Consider the following 18481-nt stretch of genomic DNA (forward strand, 5'->3'; position numbering starts at 1 on the left):
GGGCACTATACCAAAGGCACGCGCCGCCCTTCTTGCGCGCTGTGGCGAGCGGCTTCGATCAGCCGCAGACCGGCCAGAGCATCCGCTGCCGGTACCGGCGGCGGCGCGCCGTCGCGGATCGCAGCGACAATGCCAGCATAGAAGCGCCGATAATCGCCCTGGGGTGATGGCACGGTCTCCACGCAGCCGTCCGGCAGGGTAAGGATGCCATACTGCGCCGAATCTTCCCAGCCATGTGCAGGATCGTGCACTGATCCGCCACCCCGCAGCGCCGCTTCCTGCGGATCAAGTCCGAATTTGATGAAACTGCCGCCCCGCCCATGAATCGCGAAACGCGGGCGCGGCGCCGCGATCATCCGTGAACTCGCCAGCACGACGCGTCGCTGGCCATAATGGAAGGTCAGCACGAAATAGTCGTCGACGCTGCCGCCGACGCGTTGGCTGGCCAAGTCGGCGTCCACCGCCTCGGGCATCCCGAATAGCAGTAACATCTGGTCGATCATGTGCGGCCCAAGATCGAGCAACTGTCCAGCCCCGCCCTCCGGCGATTCTTTCCAAGGCTGGGCAAGATCGGGGCGGAAGCGATCCCAATGCGCTTCAAACAACAGGATTTCGCCCAGCCGACTGCTTTCGACCAGCCGCTGCACCGCTAGAAAGTCGCTGTCCCAGCGGCGGTTGTGGAAGGGGCAGAGCAGCCGCTTTTGCGTCTCCGCCAGCGCGATCAGCGAGTCTGCTTGCGCGGCAGACGGCGTCACCGGCTTGTCAACGACCACATGTTTACCCGCCGCCAGCGCAGCCTGTGCCAGCTCAAAATGCGTCGCATTGGGCGTGGAGATCACCACGAGATCGATATCGGGATTGGTGATCAGCGCGGTGGGCGGCACCGCCGGCACGCCGGGGTACGCCGCAGCCACCGCTTCGCCACGCGACGTCCCCACCGCGGCGAGCACCAGCCCCTCCACCGCATCGATCATTGGCGCGTGAAAGGCAGTGCCACCTAGCCCGAAGCCGATCAAGCCCGTTCTGATCATGCAAACTCCTCCATCCGTTGGCCACCGCACCTATTAGGTAAGACCGGAGTTTCAAAGCGGCAGGGGATTCAACGGTAGATCAGGCGCTTCAACCGCTTGAGCGGCGCCTTGAAGCGCTGCGCCGACCGGAGCTTCATCCGCAGATACACTTCGATGCGGTAAAGCCGGCGGTGTAGCCAGGATTTTCGCAGCACGTGATCAAGGGCCGCATGCAGTTCGTTTCGGCCTAGGGCGACTGCCGCGCGTATTAGTTCCTGCACGAATATAACTTCGTTCCTCCCACGCAGTCGTAAACTACGGACAGCCGCGAGCGAATAGCCGCTCCAATCGAAGCTGATCGACTGTTCCCGTGCACCGGCTAGATCCAGCGCCATCATCGTCCGCAGGCATTTCTGGCATCGCGAGCAATTGATCCATGCGCCGCCCTGCACCCCATCTCCACATACTGCCAGCGTCCCCGAACCAACCGGCCCGTGGACGATGCCCAAGATCTTTTCAAACCGTGTGAATTCCGCGCCGAAATGGGTACAGGAGACGCGATCAGAAGAATATTGCGGATCCAGAAGCGGATGCGATCCCCAAGGGATCAGCGCCGTCAGATCGTGCGAGGAACTGATGAACCAGCGATCGACCTGCTTGGAAAGTGAGTGCGCGACGGCAGCCATACATCCGCCGTGCGTTGCGAACGCCCACAAGTCGTGAACGCGGTCATTGCAGGTCATGATGTTGGTCGCCACGAAAATCAGATCGACATCCTGTGCGGCCAATGCACGCCGATAGGACTCGTATAGCGCCAGTTGATGCGGCTCCGGCAAGCCATCCTCGCTATGGATGATCGACAGCGCCAGCAGCCGTCCTGCCTGCTGCTCCTTCAGCCACGTGAGCGTGAAGGTCGCGTCCACGCCACCGGAGAACAGCAATCCGGCGGCGTTGTGCGATGGCGTTGGAGTCTGAGGCAGATACAGGCCAGCGGGGATGGTCTTTCGGATCGGCGGTCTCGGCCGGTCCGCGAAGCCGAACCAGGCCGACAACAGCTTTTGCGCTTCCGCGATGCCGCTCTGCGGGGAAAGGTGGAAAGGCAATCCGGAGACAGCATCGCACAGTGCGGCGAAGATATGAGCACCGTGCGCCATACCTTCTTCGCAGATGTGATGACTGAATTCCTCCGGTACGCTCAGAATGAAGTGCCGGTCTGACGCCTCTGTCCCGACCTTCGTTCGCAACCAATTCCTGCCGCCAGAATCCTGGCAGCGCGCCGAAGCCCTAACTTTCACGCCCCCTCCCCGGTAAGGTTTACAACCTGTTTACCAGGCACCTAGCATGTCTTCAGATTGTGATCTACGGATCTATAGAGTCTCTATTTGGGCCTTCGGACAATGTTGGCAGAGAGCAGCATCAAGAGACCTCGTAACGATTTCATTAATTTTCAGTAGTATACTGAACGAACCGCGACACGGACGATTATTCGGAATGATGTGCAGACGGATCGATTGCAGCGCGAGACGACGACAGACCGCCGGCTTCCCATCGGAAGCTGACTAGACCTTGCGGGCTCGCAGCAGCGGCTCGATCGCCCCGGCCATCGCATCATAGCCTGCTTCGGTCGGGTGCACGCCGTCATAGGCCATGCCGGGCTTCATCGCCCCGGATGGATCGCCAAGCGCTAGAGTATAGTCGACCCACGCATGGCGTTGGGCCTTGGCATAGTCGCGCAGCCAGGCATTGATCGTGCGGATCGGCGGGACAACCTCCAGGCCGGGCCGCCAGGGGAAATGATCGGCCGGTGGCACCGACGCCAGAATTACGTCGATCCCGTTGGCCTTAGCAATCTGCGTCATCATTCGGAAATTGTCGAAAGTCTGCGCGTGCGTCATCTTGCCGGTATTGCCAGCGATGTCGTTTGTACCGGCCATGATGTGCACAAAACGCGGCTTTAGCTGCACCACATCGGCCATCATCCGCAGCACCATTTGCGGCGTCGTCTGACCGCCGATACCACGCCCGACCCGGCCAGGGGTGAAGAAGCCCGGCCGCTTTGACTTCCACCCCTCTGTGATCGAGTCGCCGAGGAAGACGATGTTCACCGTCTCGCCGGCTGAGAGGATGCGGTGATTGTCCTCCGCATAGCGGCTGAGTTCGGGCCAGTCCTCGTGCAACAGACGCTCCTTGCGCTGCTCCCAGCTTTCCTGTGTCTGAGCGTGCGCAACAACGGGAAGCGCAAGTGTTCCGGCCAGCAGCGAACGGCGGTGAAGGTTCATGGTTTCTCTCCTCGGCGGAATGCTTGCAGGGCCTTCCGCCGCCGTCAATGGATCGACGCGCTGCCGCCGATCCGTACGGCCTGGGTACGCCCCGCCGTCACTGCGAAGCCACACAGGACTATGTAGCAAAGCGCCGGCACGATCAACGCAAAGGCATAGCCGTGCAGATCGGCGACCTTACCGACCAGCAACGGCAGCACCGCGCCGCCCACGATCGCCGTGCACAACAAGCCGGAGGTCGCCTCCTCGCTGGCACCCGAACGCTCCAGCGTCAGGGTGAAGATCACCGGGAACATGATCGAATTGAACAATCCGATCGCCAGCGCGACAAACCCGCCGCTGACTCCGCCGACCAGCACGACATAGAGGCACATCGCCGCCGCGATCACCGTGAACAGCGCCAGCAGCTTGTCGGCGCGCACGCGGGTAAGCAGCAGCGATCCGAGCGCGCGACCCACCATCGCGCCGCCCCAATAGAAGGCGACGGCCTTGCCGGCCTCTTGCAGCGATACGCCGGCCACGCCGTCGCTGCCCATCAGCGTCCCCAGCAGCGGCACACCGAACGGCGCGTCGGACTGGCCCCACACGCCGTTGTCGTTAAGAAACAGCGCCATTTGCGTGCCGATCGACACTTCGGCGCCGACATAGAGGAAGATACCAAGCGCACCGAACAGTGCCCAGGGCGAGGAAAAGGCGCTCAGTAGCCCGCCGGTAGCGGCCGGCTTCGGCGCAGCCTGCGTCACGACGCGGCGACTGAGGAAGAAGAATACCGCGAGCGCCGCGATCAAACCGCAGATCCAAAGATAGGCGGTGTCGATACCAGCCAGCGCCTGCGCGCGTACCTCTGGCGTGACGACCGTACCGTCCTTGACCTCGACGCCCTGCAGGAACAGGTGCGCACCCAGCAGCGGGCCGAGAAACGTGCCGAAGGAGTTGAAGGTCTGGCTGAGCACTAGCCGAAAATGGCTCCCCTTAGGATCGCCCAGCGCAGCGGCCAGCGGATTTGCCGCAACCTGCAGCACGGTAATCCCGCTCGCCAGCACGAACAGGCCGAGAAGCACTATCCAGTAGTTGGCAAGATTCGCCGCGACCAGCATCAACAGGCAGCCGGCGACCATCGTGCACAGCGCCAGCAGGATGGAAGGCACCGCCTTCAGCCGGGAAACCAGCGCGGCGGCCGGTAGCGAGACGACGAAATAAGCGAAGAAGAAGGCCGTCGCGCTCGCCTGCGCCTGGAAATTGGTGAGGGTGAAAACACCCTTCACCGCAGCCACCAGCGGATCGACCAGCGAGGTGATGAACCCCCAGGCGAAGAACAGCGTTGTTACCGCGGCAAATGCCAGCGTGGTCTGCGTGGAACGTGCGGAAGCCAAAGCGATCCCCTCCTGCTTGTGGTGCTCCATGTTGACGGCACGAATCCCGACAACGTTGCCAAAAGTCAAGCAGCGGGCGGGTTTTCGCACTCGCATCCGCCCCCAAGCCTCGCCTATAGGAGCAGCTGTTGATACATGAAGCGACGAGTGGAGTATTGTGCGTGGACGAAACGACAAAGCTACGTAGGGGCGGTACGATAAAGCCGGCGATGGCGGCGGCGATCGCACTGGTCAGCGTCGTCGCTTCGCCGGCTGCCGCGCAGTTTCGGTTGATCCCTGCTCCCAAGCCGCAACAGGCAAAGCCGCAGGCTCCAAGCCCCACGCCCTCGGCCACACCGGTATCAACGTCGCAGCCGGCACAGGCTGCTCCGGCTGTCCCCATTCAGCCGCGGCTTATCGCGCCGCTGCCGGTGCTCAGCAGCCGCCAGATGACAGAATTGCGCCAGTTGCTTACGGAAGCCGGCCTGGCACAAGGCTTGCGCCGCATGACGGCGACGGTCACGTTGCCCAACGACAATGACGGGCTGGTGCGTGCCGCACTCGATTATGCCCGCGCGGTGCATGCCGGGCGTCTCGACAGCAGCGACTTCATCAATGACTGGGGCTTGCGCCCCGTACCCGTTGATCCGCTGCCCGGATTCGCCGATGCGGTGAAGCGCGACCGGCTCGGGGCCTGGGTACGATCGCTCCCGCCGCCCTATGCCGGCTATGACGGCCTGGAGAAGGGCCTCGTCACCTACCGCGCAATCCTCACTGCCGGTGGATGGCCCAAAATGGCTACCGGACCAGATCTGGCTAAGGGCGCCACCGGCGCGCGCGTGCGTGCGCTGCGCAAGCGGCTGGCGGTGGAGGACAAGCAGGTCTCCGCCTCGGGCGACATGTTCGACGACAATCTTCAGGAAGCGGTTGTCCGCGCCCAGCGCCGCTACGGGCTGCGCCCCACTGGCGTCGTCTCGACAGGCACGCTGGCGGCGCTGAACGTGCCCGTGGAAGATCGCGTACGACAGATCATGGCAAACATGGAACGCTGGCGCTGGCTGCCGCAGCAACTGCCCGCCAAGCGCATCCAGGTGAACATCGCCGCCGCGGTGATGACGGTGTTCGAAGGCGACAGCCCCGTCGCTTCGATGAAGGCGGTGACGGGCCGGCCGGGCAATGAAACCCCGATGCTGGAATCCCGCATTCATTCGATCGTGCTCAACCCGCCCTGGAACGTGCCGAGCGGGATTGCCGCGAAGGAATTGTGGCCGAAGGGCGAAGCCTATCTCAAGCGTAACGGCTACCGCATTATCGGCACCGGCCCGGATCGGCGCCTGCAGCAGCAGTCCGGCCCGAAGAGTGCGCTTGGCCGCTACAAGTTCGATTTCGACAATCCCTATGCCGTATATCTCCATGACACGCCCGTTCAGGCCGGCTTCTCCAGCTACAGCCGATTGGCCAGCCATGGTTGTGTCCGGCTGGAAAAACCCGGCCCGCTGGCCGAACTGCTGCTTCGCAACGATCCCGCTTGGCAGCCGGAGGCGATCGCCGCGGCCGTGGAAGGCGGCAAGACGCAGCGCGTGCGGCTGGCGGAGGCCGACCAGGTGTCGGTCTTCCTGCTCTATTGGACAGCCTTCGCTGGCGCGGACGGCGCCATGAACTTCCGCGACGATCCCTATGGCTGGGACAAGCTGTTGGCTGACAAGATCGAAGCGCGCGCGGCCGTGAGCGCCGCAACCGCCTCGTAACGTCTCATCGAAAGGAATATCCCATGAAGCTGCGCACTTTCGCGATCCTGGCCGGTGCCTGCCTGATGCTCGCCGCTTGCGGCGATGGAGACGAGTCCACCAGCCCGCCGGACGCCAATGTGACGGAGATCACCGTTCCGGAGACATCGGCTGACATGAATATTTCGACCGAAGAACCGGCCGCGATGCCGACGGAGAACGCGGCACCGGAGCCTCTGCCCACCGCTACGCCGACACCGTTCAGCGATCAGGAGCAGACCGAAGCCGACGCCGCAGCGACCGGCATGACGTCGCGGATAGACCGCGACGCCGAGCGGGATGGCGAAGAAAAGAATCAGTAAGCCGGCGCTGCCGGGTCTGTGTCAGCGCGCGGCCCCGGCGGCCTGCGTCCTATCGCCGATATGGCCGAGCACGAGCCCGAGTTGCTCGGCCGAATAGCCAGCGTCGTGGAAGGCTGCGACTTCCTGCTGCGGCAGTTGCGCGCCCTTGTGCCAGGCAAGCACCGCCAATCGGCGGAGCGCCTCTAGCCGGGGATCGGCGAGCCGCGGGTTGGCGCGTTCACCGCCAAATACCGTTCGGAGCAGCGCAGACCAGCGGCTCGGCGCCTCAAGCGACGACAAGCGATCGCCACGCGCAATCGCGAGAACCTGCCACTCCACATTCGTAAGTTCGGCAGCAGCCCGCTGGATCAGATCGCGGGGCGCGGCAATTGCCTGCCCGCGAAGATGGGAAAGATCCAGATATGCCATGGCCTGCACTCCCTCTACACGACGGATGTCAGGCCCCTTTGGCATGCCCCGATGTCAGGCACCGCCCTGCCGTTCCGCCAGAATGTTCCACCCGGGCTTGCGCAGGTTGCGTTTGGAAAGGCTGTTCCGCAACCAGCGCATTCTATGCACCGGGCCGCTCCGTTGCGCATGTGCACGCCGGCACCTGGCTTCGTTTCGGTATCGTATTTGTAGATCAGCGTTCCGTTACGTCAAGCAAAAATCGTACTGGCTAGTACTCTTTTGATCCAGTGTTTTCGTGGGGGCTGCTCCCGCCCGTCAACATGGGTAAGCAGCCAGCATGGCTCTCGAAACGTTTCCTGCGCATCGCCTTCCCCGCCGCTCGGTGCTCGGGGGCGCCGCTGCCTTGCTCGCGCTGCCCTCTGCCCCCGGGTGGACAAAGAGTGAGGATGCAGCGGTGCGACTGCGCAATTTGCTCGACGATGCGAGAAACAATCTCGCGGCGACACTTGCGGCGTTGCAGAGCATGGACCCGGCACGGCTCGCCCCCTCCGCCAGAATTGATCTGCTCACCGCTCGCGCAGGACTAGCGATCGACATCGAGCTAGCACAACGTTTCCCCCCGGCTCGCCTCGGCAATGATCCGGTCGCGCATGCGTCGAGTATAAGCCGGCTGCCGAACGATGCCGATCGCTATGCCCTGTTGCTGCGGCGGTCGGTTGGCGACGATGCCGATCCTGCCAGACTCCGCCGCCGCTTGCAGACCGAACTGGCGCGCACACTGGCGCGTGCCGATACGCTGTTTAGACGTGTCGGCCGGCGGCATGGCAGCGTCGGCGCGCGCTATTCCGAACTCTGGCGTGATCCCCGCTGGCTCTACACCGACGACGATGCCGGGCGCGATCGCGCCGTCGCCGACATGAACCGCATGCTGGACGCGGCACGCTCCAAATTACGGCGTGGCTTCGGCCCGCTGCCGACCCTGCACCTCTCGGTGCGGGTGCAGCGAATGACGCGCGCAGAGGAAGCCGCTGGCCGGCAAGGCTATCGTGTGCTTCCCGATGGCGCACGGCCGGGCGCCTATGTTGTCGACCTGAAGGACATCCGCCGCCGCCCGCGCTGGACGCTGCCGGCGGTGGTGCATCACGAGCTTGTACCCGGCCACATGGTTCAACTCCCGATGGAGGCAGCGGCCTCGCCTCACCCACTGCGGATCACCTATGCCGCCGCCTTCGCAGAAGGCTGGGCCATCTATGCCGAGCAACTGGCATCGGCGCAGGGAGCCTATCGCGGCGATCCGCTGGGCGAGCTGGGACAATGCCACTGGCGCCTGTTCCGTATCGCTCGGGCCCTCGCTGATCTGGGCCTGCACGTGGAGGGCTGGTCCTCCACCATGGTGCTGAATAACTGGCGCGAATGGATGGGAGAGCCCGCCTATTTCGCACCTTTTGCCACTGATCTGGACCGTATCGTCCGGGAGCCCGCGACGCGCGCGGGCGAAGCCGCAATGTGGCTAGCCATTGAAGATCTGGCACGCAGCCGCTCTGCCATCGCCTTCCACCGCCATGTCCTCGCGCACGGACGCATGCGCACCGATCTGCTCCGCACGACGTTGGGCGCCACCGCGTGATCGGGCGTCCACGGCTACTGCTGTTCGCCTGCGGGGACTTTGCCTTCAACCTCTACTGGCAGGGGCTAATGCTGTTCCTGCTGTTTTACTACACCGATGCGCTCGGACTACCGGTGGAGACGGCGGCAGCCATCTACACCGCCGCGACCGTCTGGGACGGCCTCGTCAACTTCGCGGTCGGCACGCTCGGAGATCGATGGCGGCCACGCGGCGGCTATCGGCGCATGTTGATGCTTGGCGCAGTGCCGCTTGGGCTGGCATGCATCTTGACCTATCTGCCGCCCGTGCTTGACGGACCTGCGGGCGTAGCCCTGATCCTAGGCGGTCACCTGCTGTTCCGCACCGCCTATGCCGCGGTCAACATCCCCTACCTCGCCATGTCGGCGCGGATCAGCAGCGACAGCCGTGATCGCGCGTTCATCGCCGGCGCCCGGATGCTGTTCGGCACGCTGGCCTGGGTTGTGGTGGCCCGCGGAACCATCCCGATCGGCGCCTGGTTCGCCGGCACCGCCGTACCGGCACGCGTCTATCTGGGTGCCGCAGTCGCATTCGCGGCCTTGGGCACGGGGATCCTGCTGATTGTCGGCGCCAGCTATCGTTCCAATGGTGCGCCGGAAACGACGAAGGCCACCCCGCCTTCCATCGGTGCCGCCTTGCGCAGCATCGCCGCTAACCGCGCCTTCGTGACGCTCAATGTGGCGATGATGGCGATGATCGTGGCTACCTCGATCCTCGGCAAATCCGTGCTCTACTACTTCAAATATTTCCTCCACGATGAAGCCGCCGGCCAGGAGGCACTGGGCTGGATGGGAGTAATGAGCGGTTTTGCCGTACCGGTATGGATGCTGCTGCAGCGGCAGATCGGCGGCCGCGCATTATGGTTCGTCGCGGCCGGAGCATGCATCCTTGGCCTTGTGCTGTTCGGGACGCTTCGAATCGGCAGCATCTGGGGGATGCAACTTTATCTGGTCGCGATGCAGGCGGCGATTGTCGGCCTGCATTTCGTCTTCTGGGCAATGCTGCCCAACACAATCGAATATGGCGAACGGACAACTGGGCTGCGCGTGGAGGGCGTCGTGTTTGGCATGGCGGCGCTGCTCCAGCGTATCGCGATCGGCGTCGCCACGCTGATCCTCGGCATCGGCTTCGGCTCCGCCGGCTATGTCGCCAATGCCGAGCAACAGGCCGGCACGCTGGCGGCAATGCGCTGGACGATCGCGGGCGCGCCGCTCGGCTTCTTCCTGCTTTCCTGCGCCGCGATGCTGCTCAATCCCCTCGGCCGCGGTGCTCATGCCCGTCTCCTCCAAATGATGCGAAGATGAACTGGGGCCTACGAGCCGGTTCAGCTTCGTGAAGCGCGGCAAAAGGTACTGCTTTCCTTATTGAAGAGGAGGTGGAGCCATGAAATTGCTTAAGTTATTCGCCCTCGCCAGCCTGGCCGTGACTGGAATTGCCGGCGCCAGCAGCGCCAACGCGCAGGGCTGGGGCGGCCCGCGCTATGAACGGCATCGCTACGACCATCGAGTCGACCGTCACGATCGGTGGGAGCGGCAGCGTCACTGGGACCGCGGCCACCATCGCGGCTGGGATCGTGGCCGCTCCTATGGCTGGAATGGCGGCTATCGCTATAGCGGCCGCCGCGTGTGCTGGACGGAATGGCGGTACGGCCGTCCCGTGCAGATTTGTCGCCGTCGCTGAACGGCTACCGGGTGCCCGCCAAATCCGCTGGCACCCGGTTCACTCCCGCAGCGGCAGTGAGAAGAGGAAGCGCGCGCCGTGTTGCGGCGTGCTTTCGACTGCCAGGTCGCCGCCCATAGCCCGTGCAAGCCGCCGGGCAATGTACAGCCCCAATCCGCTGCCGCCCGGTTCGGCGGGATCCAGTCGCGCGAACTTCTCGAAGATTTTTTCATGGTCGGCCGGCGCGATGCCTTTGCCCTGATCGGCGACGATAACGCACCCGACGCCGCCTTCCCGTGCCAGCGCGACTCGAACGACGCCGTAGGATGGTGAATAGCGCACCGCATTGCCGATCAGGTTGACCAGGACTTGCAACGTCCGCCGAAAATCTCCCGTCACGCGCAGCACCGCCTCCGCGGCCGGCGCGTCGATCGTGACCCCAGTCTGCGATGCGCGCACAGTAAGCAGCGCGGCCGCCCGGCGGGCTAGGGCCGCCAGATCAATCGCGTCTGCCGTCGTTGCGACGGCTGCCTCCTCAGCCACTTGCAAGTCCGCCAGATCCTCGATCATAGCAAGCAGATGCCGCCCGGCGTCGGCGATATCCCCAGCATATCCCGCATAATCCTCTCGAATCGGCCCGCTGTCCTGCTTGTCGATGGCTTCTGCGGCGGCGATGATCCGGGCAAGCGGCGCACGCAGTGCCCGCTCCAGGCGTCTCCCGAAACCCGGTGGGTACGGCACCTGCGGCAGGGCGGCGGTCGCTGCCGCGCGCGTCGCAAGGGCTCCGCCGTCATGCGCATGGGCCGCGCCAACGAACCCGGCGAAGCGTCCCTCGGCATCGCTACGGGGCCGTGCCTCCAGCCGAACCCATTGCGCGGTTCCGCGCAGCTCGGCCAATTGGCCGTCGAAACGGGCCCGTGCGGAAACCGCGGAAAGGATCGGCAACTGCCCGTCCGTGTCCTGCGCGAGCGCGAACAAGCGCGTCAGCGGCTGACCCAGCAGCGCGCGCGGATCCACACCCTCATACGAGCCCACATCGGGAGAAACGAACGTCAGGCGCAGCGACGCGTCTGTCTCCCACAGCAATTCGCCATGGGTCCGCAAGAAGTCGCTCTCTCTGTCCGGATCGTGCGTTGGACGCCACGCCGAGCGGTGCCGCCAGCCGCTCACCTCCAGGCGGACACCGCCGCGATCCGGACCGGCGCGGACCCACAGGTCCAGATCCTCCTCGCCATCAGCCGCGACCACCCCGCGTGCGATGCGGATGCCCAGCCGATGAGAAAGGCTGGCCAGTTCGGCGATACCTGGCACTGCCAGCGGTGCGCCGATCCGCCCCCCCGCGCGGCTGTTCAGCGCCTTCAGCAGGGGTTCGGCGTCGATCAGCCGGCCGGCGGCATCGACGCGCGCGACCGCCAGGGGGCCGGCTTCATCGGCCACCCTCGCCCCATCCTGCCATGGCGCTACGGCGAAGGGCCGCTCGCGCCGCGTGATAGGCGGGGTCCAGCCGCAACGCCGCCAGCACCGCCCATGCCTGGGCATGATCGACCGCGCCGACCGCGTCGACGCAGTCGGCAAGCACGGCGATCGCTCTGTTCGGATCCGCCTCACACAACAGAAACCCGATCTGCGCGATGGTGTCGCGCGGTGCGCCTATGGCGTGCAGCGCCAGCACCAGCCGCTGGGGATGCCGATCGAGCACGAGCGCCCGCGCATCTGCATATCCGATCTGCGCCGCATGGGCGAACAACGCCAGGAACAGCGCCAGCCGACGATCACGTAGCGCTTCGACCAGAAGCTCGGGCACTTCGCGTGGTGCACTGCCGATCGCAGCCGCAAACCGCATCGCTGCGGCGTCTGCTGCCTCGTTCGGGAACGCCTCCGCCGCGGCGATCGCACGGCGCACGGCTGCGCATAATGCTTCGTCTAGAGCGATATCAGCCTCGGCTCCTGCCTGCTCACGCTTCGCGGATGCAACCCACCAAAGCAGCTTGGCATGCAAGTGCAGAGGCGCACGCTGTTGTCCCGTTTCAGGATTTCCTTTGTGATGCCCCGCCAGCAAAAGATCGCGGGCGGCTTCGGCGATCGCCGGCACTGGATGATCGATGAAGCGGTTGATCAGACTGACGCGCGCCGGATCGGCCGACGCATGGTGGGGTAGCGCCTTACCGAGCTGGTCCTGCCGCACTTGGCCGATCAGGGCGTCGGTCAATGTCCAGTCGTTCAGCAGGCCAGCTGCGCGCAGCAGCGGCAGCACTTCACCTGCTCCCGGCGTCGCAAAATCCGATAGCGCGCGCTCCGCGGCCTCCACCCATTCTTCTAGCAGCGCCGTCATGCCGCTGCGGGTGGCTTCATCAAGCCGGAACGCCTCCGGCACCGAAAAGTCCTGAGCGGCGGCAGCCGTGGCAGCGCGCACGCGCCGTTCGGCCGCTGCGGCACGCCCCAGCAGGTCTTCAGCGCCCAGGAAAGAACCATGGCGCGTATCGGCGATGTCGTCCGACATCACGCCAGTCTACCCCAGTCGAATTAAGCGCAGCCTAAGATCGCCGGACTAGGATCGGTGGCGAACCGCCTCGATCGCGGCCGCGAGCGTCGCGACAGCGTAAAGCTGTGCCACAGCCAAGCCGATCAGCGGGAAGCCGGCGATCGCGAACGGTGTGAGGATCAGCAGCTGCGCCGATGCGTTGGCCCACCAGCGGCGGCGCGGGACCGGTACGCGCTCCGCGAGAAGCTGCGCAACCAGTGTGCCCAGGGCGAGCAGCGTGGACGCAGCCGTGCCTAGCCCCACATGCATCCGCCAGCCATTGGCCAAGACCACCAGCGCGAACAGCACGAACACTGCCGCCTCGATCCCGCGGGCACGTGGCTCCTCGCCCCGCAGCGCCGCATGGGCGGCGCCCGTGGCAAGCGCCAGTGCGGCGAGCAGCGCGATGCACACACCAATGCCCTGCCAGCCCGCGAACGTCGCCACGACCGATCCAGCACCCAGAACGCCACCAGCGATCAGCGGCGCCCAGTCCGGGATCTCGCGCGCCATCAGCTGCGGCAGCACATAGCGGGCCGCCCGGCTGAATACCCACCGGTCCGCCCACAAAGTGCGCCGGTCACTGAGGGCGGCGAGCACCGAATCATTGCGCTCGGCCAGTCCTTGCGCGCTCCGTTCGACGGCATGGCCGGCGCGTGCCCATACCGGCGCGAGCGGCACCTGCAACGCGCCCGATTGGGCGGCGACGCGCAGCAGCGCCGACTGGAAGTCATAGTCTTCCGGCATCGTGGCGATCTGGGCGAGGTGCGCCGCCTGGATCCGGGCAATCCCCGCCCAGCAATGGCGCATGTCGAGCCGCTCGATCGCTGCCGGCGATTCCGCGTCGTCAGTGACGAGCAGCGCGTTGTGCGGTTCCGCGGCCATGCGCTCCATCACCGGATCGATGGTAACCAAGCCGTCGGCCAGCACCAGCACATCCGCGTCCCGCAGCACCTTTTCGGCGGCTTCCTCGGCCGATCGGACGATCTCGATGGCAAGCTGCCCCCGGCCCGCCCGCTCGATCGCGGCCAGGAACGCCGGGGTCACGCGACCAGCGGCGACCAGCACCTGTTCGGCACCGATCCCGGCGAGCAGCCGCACCTGATATTCCAGCAGGGTCATGCCGCCGAAGGGCAGGCTGCCGACGAGCGCGCCGGGCCGGTCTAGCGCCTCCTCCACGGCGAAGACGAGGCCGACGAGCGCGCGTGCCTGGGTAACCATGTCGCTCCCCCTCAATAGAGCAGATGCGATTGCCGCATCTCGATCCACGCCGCTTCGTCCGGTGCGGCGAGCGCGTCCAGGTCCCCCGGCGCGGCGCCCGCATCATCCACCCATTGCCGCAGGCCGGGGCCCCCGTTGATCACATCGATCGCCAGCTTGTCGAAGACATACTCATAGGGGAAGTCGCGCCACAACGCGTAGTCCGGCGCCAGCGCCCGGATCGCCTTGAAGCCAAGGGCCTGAACACGCCAGGGACGGAAGGCGGCATGGTCGTAGCCTGGCCCTTCGGCATGAAGGAACACGCCCGAGCAGAGCTGGCCGACATGCTTGTGGAAGGTGGGCTGGAACCACATCGGACGCAGTGTACAGCCGGCCAGCCAGTTCGGCGCCAGCCGGCGCATCTCGGCGATCACCGCCGAAGCGTCGATGTCGGGCGCACCGAACAGTTCCAACGGCCGGGTCGTGCCGCGGCCTTCGGACAGCATCGTTCCTTCCAGCATCACCGTCCCAGCATAGGCACGCGACATGTTCACATTTGCGGCATTCGGACTTGGGTTGATCCAGGGGCGCTCAGGCGGCCAGCCAAAGCCCGGTGCCGCCTCGGGCTGCCAGCCCTGCAGCGCCACCACCCGATAGTCTAGGTCCAGGCCAAAGTGCGCGATGAACCAGTGGCCGAGTTCGCCCAGCGTCATCCCGTGCCGCATCGGCATCGGCCCCGCGCCGACAAAACTCTCCCATCCGGGCAGCAGCGTCAGCCCCTCAACCGGCCGGCCGGCGGGGTTGGGCCGATCTAGCACCCAAACCGCTTTGCCATGCTTCGCTGCGGCTTCGAGGACGTAGAGCAGCGTCGTGACGAAGGTGTAGATTCGGCACCCGACATCCTGCAGGTCGACCAGCATCACGTCGAAGCTGTCCATCGACGCGTCTGTAGGTCTGCGGACCTCGCCATAGAGGCTGAATACTGGCACGCCGTACTGTGGATCGGTGAAGTCGGGCGACTCTATCATATTGTCCTGCAGGTCACCGCGCACGCCGTGCTGCGGTCCGAACACAGCACTGATCCGAACCCCCGCGGCGACCAGTGCATCGAGCGAATGCGTGAGGTCCGCGGTCACGGATGCCGGATGGGCGAGCAGCGCGACGCGCTTTCCCTGAAGCGGCTTGCGCAGGCTGGCATCGGCGAGGAGACGATCGATTCCGAAAAGCATAAGACTCAGCCTGCTGGCGGCACTTCGAGCACAAAGCAATCCGGATCGTGGAAATCCGGGCGATCGCCGCCGTGGCGCAGGGCCCAATAGGATATTGTGCCGTCCTGCTCCTCGATCACCGCGGTCACTCCGCATCGCAACACACCCGCCGGCACGCCCTCCAAGCGCACCGAAAGCAACATCGCCACACTGTCGAACTGGATGGCAGGCGGAACGTCCTGCTCCAGCGGCGCCATGCCCTCTCGCCGACCGGTGAAATGGTAGGCGGCCCATCGGCTGGAGGGGGCAAAGTTGAACTCGCAATAGCTGCCCGCCGCCTCTTGAACGAACAACTCGAAGCAGGTGGAGCGCCACAGTCCGTCGGTCCGCAGCGGTTCTGCAGGAATTGGCAACACCAGCGCTTCCGCCGGAGACTCGACCCGATAGACAATATCCAGTCCGTCGCCGCCTCGCGATACCGCACAGTGGAGACCGGCAACGGCGTGGGGTTGTGCGGCGCGATGCGGCAGCAAACGGATCATCGTCCCTAGCGTAGAATGACAGCGACCGGAAGGAAAGCGTGGCCTCTGCCGCACGGCGCTTGCCTGTGACGCCTTGCCGGCGCAAGCGCCTGCAAGATATTGCAACGATTCGCCAGGGCGGTCCCGCCGTGCATTTTCTCCATACCTTCCACCTCGCCGCCTATCTCGACACGCTGCTCAGCTACACGCTGGCGCTGCTACTGGGCGCGGCGATCGGCGCCGAGCGGCAGTTCCGCCAGCGCACCGCGGGCCTGCGCACCAACGCGCTGGTCGCGCTGGGCGCCTCCGCATTCGTAGACCTTTCTCAGCGCATTGCCGGCGATCTGGAAGCGGTGCGGGTGATCGCCTATGTCGTCTCCGGCATCGGCTTTCTGGGCGCCGGCGTCATCATGAAGGAAGGCATGAACATCCGCGGCCTTAACACTGCGGCAACTCTGTGGTGCTCGGCTGCCGTTGGCGCCTGCGCCGGCAGCGACATGGCAGCGGAGGCCGCCACGCTTGCGGTGTTCGTTATCGCCGGCAACACGCTCCTGCGGCCCGTCGTGAACGCCATCAATCGCGTTCCGCTGTCGGGCGGTCAGGTAGAAGCTACCTATTTCGTGACACTGACCACCGAGCCGGCACGCGTCGACGTCTTGCGCGACCTTTCGACCGATCACCTCGAGCTGATGCGCTATCCCGTCGCGGAGATAGACACCATAGAACGTCCCGATGGGCGTACCGAGATCCGCGCCCGCCTCGTTTCGACCGCCGCCCTCGATGCGGATCTCGACTCGATTATCGTGCATCTTTCAAACCGGCATGACGTTCAGCACGCCAGCTGGGCGCTGCAGAGGCAGGACTGATCGGCGGGGATGACGCGAACGCCGGCATTGGCTATGCGCGGCCCTATCATGACCGAATACACGTCCGATCTGCTCCGTCTGCTGTCCTCCCGCGGCTATATCCACCAGGTTACCGACGCCGGCGCGCTCGACGCGCTTGCCGCCAAGGAGATCGTGCCCGGCTATATCGGTTTCGACCCCACTGCCCCGTCGCTTCACGTCGGCAGCCTGGTGCAGATCATGCTGCTGCGTCGTCTGCAACAGGCTGGCCACAAGCCGATCGTGCTGATGGGCGGCGGCACCGGCAAGGTCGGCGATCCCAGCTTCAAGGACGAAGCTCGCAAGCTGCTGACGATCGATACGATTGCCAGCAACATTGCTTCGATCAAGACTGTGTTCGAGAACTTCCTGACCTTCGGCGACGGCCCCACCGATGCGGTGATGGTCGACAATGCCGATTGGCTCGACAAGCTCGAATATATCCCGTTCCTGCGCGACATCGGCCAGCACTTCTCGATCAACCGGATGCTCAGCTTCGACTCGGTCAAGCTGCGGCTCGATCGCGAACAGTCGCTCAGCTTCCTCGAGTTTAATTACATGATCCTCCAGGCCTATGATTTTCTCGAGCTTTCGCGCCGCTCCGGCTGCCGCCTGCAGATGGGTGGATCGGATCAATGGGGCAACATCGTCAACGGCATCGAGCTGTCGCGCCGCGTCGACGGAACCGACGTGTTCGGCGTCACCACCCCCCTGATCACGACGGCGGACGGCGGCAAGATGGGCAAGACCATGTCCGGCGCGGTGTGGCTCAATCCGGATCAGCTGCCGCATTACGACTATTGGCAGTTCTGGCGGAACACCGACGACCGCGACGTCGGGCGCTTCCTTCGCCTTTTCACCGATCTGCCGCTCGATGAAATCGCACGCCTGGAAGCGTTGGAAGGCGCTGAGATCAATGAGGCGAAGAAGATCCTCGCCAACGAAGCCACCGCCATGTGCCGCGGGCGTGCCGCCGCCGAGAACGCCGCTGAAACCGCGCGCAAGACCTTTGAGGAAGGCCATGCCGGTGATGCGCTACCGACGTTGGCGGTCGCCGGGGAAATCGCGATCGTCGATGCGCTGGTGAGCCTTGGCTTCTGCGCCTCTAAAGGCGAGGCGCGACGGCTGATCAAGGGCGGGGGCGCCAGGATCGATGGCGTGAAGGTGGAAGAAGAAGCAACAATGGTCGCCGTTACGAGGGAGGTACGGCTTTCCGCCGGCAAAAAGCATCATGGCGTTCTCAAACCTGCAACTTAAGCCACTGTTTACCAGCCTTCTTGTGCGCCGGTTCATATACCCGCCGTAATCCGGATCGGTACCTCCAGTACTCGACGAGGGACAAGTGCGTTCAACCGGGGCAACGCCGGCCGCCAGCGACGGCCGGTCGATCAATCGTGATGAAGTGCAGCACCGCGCGCGTGGGGTGGGGGCGGAAGGTAAGGTTATCGTCCTGCTGATCGTCAACATTTCGGAGGACGGGTTGATGGCCCGGTGCGAGGCGCCCCTGGACGCGGGCGACCTGCTGGGCGTGCAGCTGCCGGTGGTGGGCGGGGTCGAGGCGCAGGTGCGCTGGGCGCTCGGCGGACGGATCGGATGCCAGTTCCAACCGCGCATCCCGCCGCAACGCTACGCCGCCGTACTGGCGGCCATGCGAACGTCCGGCACCCCCCGCGCCTGATCTAGAGCGGATTTCGACCGCACTGAATCGGTGAGGGATTCCCAA

At 64.9% G+C, this 18481-nt stretch carries 18 protein-coding genes; 8 read left to right on the forward strand and 10 right to left on the reverse strand.

Translation table 11 applies throughout. The features are described from left to right. Positions 1 to 5: 5 nt before the first annotated feature. From B215_RS0113380 to B215_RS0113395, 4 genes are all read right to left on the reverse strand, one after another. Positions 6 to 1031 carry an oxidoreductase gene (locus B215_RS0113380; RefSeq protein WP_026009238.1) on the reverse strand — a complete coding sequence of 342 codons (1026 nt, stop codon included), beginning with the start codon at positions 1029 to 1031 and terminating at the stop codon, positions 6 to 8. Between the two features lie 68 nt (positions 1032 to 1099). Then, positions 1100 to 2254: a hypothetical protein gene (locus tag B215_RS0113385; RefSeq protein ID WP_152997770.1), complete on the reverse strand. Its 1155-nt coding sequence runs from the start codon at positions 2252 to 2254 to the stop codon at positions 1100 to 1102. Positions 2255 to 2569: 315 nt separating this feature from the next. Continuing rightward, positions 2570 to 3289 (reverse strand): GDSL-type esterase/lipase family protein, encoded by a 720-nt coding sequence (locus B215_RS0113390; protein WP_019370156.1) that lies wholly within the window; start codon positions 3287 to 3289, stop codon positions 2570 to 2572. A gap of 44 nt (positions 3290 to 3333) precedes the next feature. Then, positions 3334 to 4662: a sugar MFS transporter gene (locus tag B215_RS0113395; RefSeq protein ID WP_037513761.1), complete on the reverse strand. Its 1329-nt coding sequence runs from the start codon at positions 4660 to 4662 to the stop codon at positions 3334 to 3336. A 209-nt stretch (positions 4663 to 4871) separates the two neighbouring features. Here B215_RS0113395 and B215_RS0113400 point away from each other — a divergent pair, with 209 nt between their 5' ends. Continuing rightward, positions 4872 to 6389, forward strand: coding sequence for a L,D-transpeptidase family protein (locus B215_RS0113400; RefSeq protein ID WP_019370158.1), 1518 nt, complete (start codon positions 4872 to 4874; stop codon positions 6387 to 6389). A gap of 23 nt (positions 6390 to 6412) precedes the next feature. Then, on the forward strand, positions 6413 to 6730 hold the full coding sequence (locus B215_RS0113405) for a hypothetical protein (protein ID WP_019370159.1): 318 nt from the start codon (positions 6413 to 6415) through the stop codon (positions 6728 to 6730). 21 nt (positions 6731 to 6751) lie between these two features. Here B215_RS0113405 and B215_RS0113410 read toward each other — a convergent pair whose 3' ends face one another. Continuing rightward, entirely contained in the window at positions 6752 to 7138 is a 387-nt protein-coding gene (locus B215_RS0113410; protein ID WP_019370160.1) for a hypothetical protein, read from the reverse strand. A gap of 436 nt (positions 7139 to 7574) precedes the next feature. Between B215_RS0113410 and B215_RS0113415 the strand changes: the two genes are divergently transcribed. The 3 genes from B215_RS0113415 to B215_RS0113425 all read left to right on the forward strand — a co-directional run bounded on the left by B215_RS0113415 (position 7575) and on the right by B215_RS0113425 (position 10445). Next, positions 7575 to 8747: a DUF885 family protein gene (locus B215_RS0113415; protein WP_236704431.1), complete on the forward strand. Its 1173-nt coding sequence runs from the start codon at positions 7575 to 7577 to the stop codon at positions 8745 to 8747. Further along, positions 8744 to 10069: an MFS transporter gene (locus B215_RS0113420; RefSeq protein WP_019370162.1), complete on the forward strand. Its 1326-nt coding sequence runs from the start codon at positions 8744 to 8746 to the stop codon at positions 10067 to 10069. The genes B215_RS0113415 and B215_RS0113420 overlap by 4 nt, the downstream gene beginning before the upstream one ends. A 79-nt stretch (positions 10070 to 10148) precedes the next feature. Continuing rightward, positions 10149 to 10445, forward strand: a complete 297-nt coding sequence (locus B215_RS0113425) for a hypothetical protein (protein ID WP_019370163.1) — start codon at positions 10149 to 10151, stop codon at positions 10443 to 10445. 39 nt (positions 10446 to 10484) lie between these two features. Here B215_RS0113425 and B215_RS0113430 read toward each other — a convergent pair whose 3' ends face one another. The 5 genes from B215_RS0113430 to B215_RS20135 are packed head-to-tail and all read right to left on the reverse strand — an operon-like array spanning position 10485 to position 15895. Next, the gene (locus tag B215_RS0113430) at positions 10485 to 11861 is read right to left on the reverse strand and encodes a PAS domain-containing sensor histidine kinase (protein ID WP_019370164.1); all 1377 of its coding nucleotides are present in this window, start codon (positions 11859 to 11861) and stop codon (positions 10485 to 10487) included. Then, positions 11851 to 12924: a DUF2336 domain-containing protein gene (locus B215_RS0113435; protein ID WP_019370165.1), complete on the reverse strand. Its 1074-nt coding sequence runs from the start codon at positions 12922 to 12924 to the stop codon at positions 11851 to 11853. Before B215_RS0113435 ends, B215_RS0113430 begins: the two co-directional genes overlap by 11 nt. Before the next feature lie 48 nt (positions 12925 to 12972). Beyond that, positions 12973 to 14166 (reverse strand): hypothetical protein, encoded by a 1194-nt coding sequence (locus B215_RS0113440; protein WP_019370166.1) that lies wholly within the window; start codon positions 14164 to 14166, stop codon positions 12973 to 12975. Positions 14167 to 14177: 11 nt separating this feature from the next. Next, positions 14178 to 15374: an exo-beta-N-acetylmuramidase NamZ family protein gene (locus B215_RS0113445; RefSeq protein ID WP_019370167.1), complete on the reverse strand. Its 1197-nt coding sequence runs from the start codon at positions 15372 to 15374 to the stop codon at positions 14178 to 14180. Positions 15375 to 15379: 5 nt separating this feature from the next. Next, entirely contained in the window at positions 15380 to 15895 is a 516-nt protein-coding gene (locus B215_RS20135) for a DOMON-like domain-containing protein (protein ID WP_019370168.1), read from the reverse strand. A gap of 128 nt (positions 15896 to 16023) precedes the next feature. On the opposite strand from B215_RS20135, the gene B215_RS0113455 reads away from it, so the two are divergent. From B215_RS0113455 to B215_RS0113465, 3 genes are all read left to right on the forward strand, one after another. Then, the gene (locus B215_RS0113455; protein ID WP_026009239.1) at positions 16024 to 16740 is read left to right on the forward strand and encodes an MgtC/SapB family protein; all 717 of its coding nucleotides are present in this window, start codon (positions 16024 to 16026) and stop codon (positions 16738 to 16740) included. A gap of 48 nt (positions 16741 to 16788) precedes the next feature. After that, positions 16789 to 18015 (forward strand): tyrosine--tRNA ligase, encoded by a 1227-nt coding sequence (gene tyrS / locus B215_RS0113460; protein WP_026009240.1) that lies wholly within the window; start codon positions 16789 to 16791, stop codon positions 18013 to 18015. 85 nt (positions 18016 to 18100) lie between these two features. Continuing rightward, positions 18101 to 18436, forward strand: a complete 336-nt coding sequence (locus B215_RS0113465) for a PilZ domain-containing protein (RefSeq protein WP_019370171.1) — start codon at positions 18101 to 18103, stop codon at positions 18434 to 18436. Positions 18437 to 18481 lie beyond the last annotated feature (45 nt).

This window comes from Sphingomonas sp. ATCC 31555, from assembly GCF_000282895.1.
Taxonomy (GTDB): domain Bacteria; phylum Pseudomonadota; class Alphaproteobacteria; order Sphingomonadales; family Sphingomonadaceae; genus Sphingomonas.

Excerpts from the sequence above, each read along its gene's own strand:
- B215_RS0113380 (WP_026009238.1), bottom strand. The coding sequence starts at position 1,031 with ATGATCAGAACGGGCTTGATCGGCTTCGGGCTAGGTGGCACTGCCTTT.
- B215_RS0113390 (WP_019370156.1), bottom strand. The coding sequence starts at position 3,289 with ATGAACCTTCACCGCCGTTCGCTGCTGGCCGGAACACTTGCGCTTCCC.
- B215_RS0113400 (WP_019370158.1), top strand. The coding sequence starts at position 4,872 with ATGGCGGCGGCGATCGCACTGGTCAGCGTCGTCGCTTCGCCGGCTGCC.
- B215_RS0113405 (WP_019370159.1), top strand. The coding sequence starts at position 6,413 with ATGAAGCTGCGCACTTTCGCGATCCTGGCCGGTGCCTGCCTGATGCTC.
- B215_RS0113410 (WP_019370160.1), bottom strand. The coding sequence starts at position 7,138 with ATGGCATATCTGGATCTTTCCCATCTTCGCGGGCAGGCAATTGCCGCG.
- B215_RS0113425 (WP_019370163.1), top strand. The coding sequence starts at position 10,149 with ATGAAATTGCTTAAGTTATTCGCCCTCGCCAGCCTGGCCGTGACTGGA.
- B215_RS0113435 (WP_019370165.1), bottom strand. The coding sequence starts at position 12,924 with ATGTCGGACGACATCGCCGATACGCGCCATGGTTCTTTCCTGGGCGCT.
- B215_RS0113440 (WP_019370166.1), bottom strand. The coding sequence starts at position 14,166 with ATGGTTACCCAGGCACGCGCGCTCGTCGGCCTCGTCTTCGCCGTGGAG.
- B215_RS0113445 (WP_019370167.1), bottom strand. The coding sequence starts at position 15,374 with ATGCTTTTCGGAATCGATCGTCTCCTCGCCGATGCCAGCCTGCGCAAG.
- B215_RS20135 (WP_019370168.1), bottom strand. The coding sequence starts at position 15,895 with ATGATCCGTTTGCTGCCGCATCGCGCCGCACAACCCCACGCCGTTGCC.
- tyrS (WP_026009240.1), top strand. The coding sequence starts at position 16,789 with ATGACCGAATACACGTCCGATCTGCTCCGTCTGCTGTCCTCCCGCGGC.